At 44.8% G+C, this 1,374-nt stretch carries 1 protein-coding gene; it reads left to right on the top strand.

Going from position 1 to position 1,374, the window contains the following annotated elements; all coding sequences use genetic code 11:
• Window positions 1-1,374: cytochrome c3 family protein (locus AB1552_14425; GenBank protein MEW6054954.1), on the top strand; the 1,374-nt coding region annotated here is incomplete at both ends.

Genomic DNA, 1,374 nt, shown 5'->3' with positions numbered 1-1,374 from the left:
GGCAATAGAAGAATTCGCAAAGAAAAAAGGAAGGCCTAATCCCCATACTGAGATAGATTGTACGGACTGCCATAAAACCAAACCCGGCAAGGAAGACACAAAAGAGACCGTAACATTCAGAAAGCCGATTGAAGAGCTTTGTGTTGAATGTCATGGAGCAGAGAGCAATATTCATCCTTCAGGGGTGACCCCGTCCATGAGGGTTCCAACATATCTTCCTTTAAGCAAGGAGAAAAAGGTAAACTGTATCACATGCCATGATATGCACGCGAAAGACACGAAATATTCACTGCTTCGCGGGTTTGAGTCGGGTAAATTCAAATGGCGGACTGATATGTGTTATGACTGCCATGGGATGGAGTTTCTCAAGAAGAACCCGCATAGAATTATGGAGGGCAAGCGTAAATGTAATTATTGCCATGCCACAGAACCCAAGGTAGGAGATACTGAAAAGACCGTTAAGTTCAGGATTAATATTTTGACATTATGCAACTTTTGCCATAATGTCGCGGCAAAGAACCATCCGATGAATGTGGATACCACAATATCGCCCCCGGCAAGCCTTCCAAGGGACGCGGATGGAAGTATAACCTGCGGGACATGCCACGATCCGCATGGAGCATCGGGCACGGTGCATTATTTACGTCCGGAATATATTTACACCCTTGAAGAGGGAAAATATGTTAAACCCCATTTTGATGATACCCAGTGTTTAGTATGCCATATAACAATGCCGAAGGAAGGAGCTACCGCGGATGAGGTTGATTTCAGGTTTGGAGGGAATTTTACGCTTCTTTGCAACAGCTGTCACGGGACAGAGGCTAATATGCATCCTGTGGATATTTTGCCTCCGCCGGAAATGAAAATTGACCCGTCCCTGCCGTTGCGGAACGGAAAAATTACCTGTAATACATGCCATAACGCGGGATTTGTCAATAGAACAAGCATTTATTTACTGCGGGGATTTGAGGAAGGCGGGAGAAATAAGGAGATTAATGACTTATGTTATATGTGCCATGACAGGGAGGAATTTAAAAAGATGAATCCCCATTTTGAAATGAAGGCGAAACGTAAATGCATGAATTGCCATATTACCCCGCCTGACAGCGGAGACAAAGAAGATGAAGAGAGTGATAAAGGCATTAAAGGCGGAAAGATAAAGATGCTTTGTATCAGGTGCCACTCGCACCGTCCACACCCTGCATCGTATTCACATGTCGTAAAACCCACGATGATTGTTCCTAAAGGATTCCCGCTCGATTTGAACGGAGAAATTACATGTACAACCTGCCATGACCCGCATTTTGAAGGGGAGAAGGCGTCAAAAACCAAGAGACTGCGGCCGGGTTTTGCGTGTAATTTATGCCATCTTGT

The organism is Nitrospirota bacterium (assembly GCA_040754395.1).
Taxonomy (GTDB): domain Bacteria; phylum Nitrospirota; class Thermodesulfovibrionia; order Thermodesulfovibrionales; family SM23-35; genus JBFMCL01.
The sequence above is the reverse complement of the archived record's forward strand: the minus strand, read 5'-3'. Positions and strand labels throughout refer to the sequence as shown.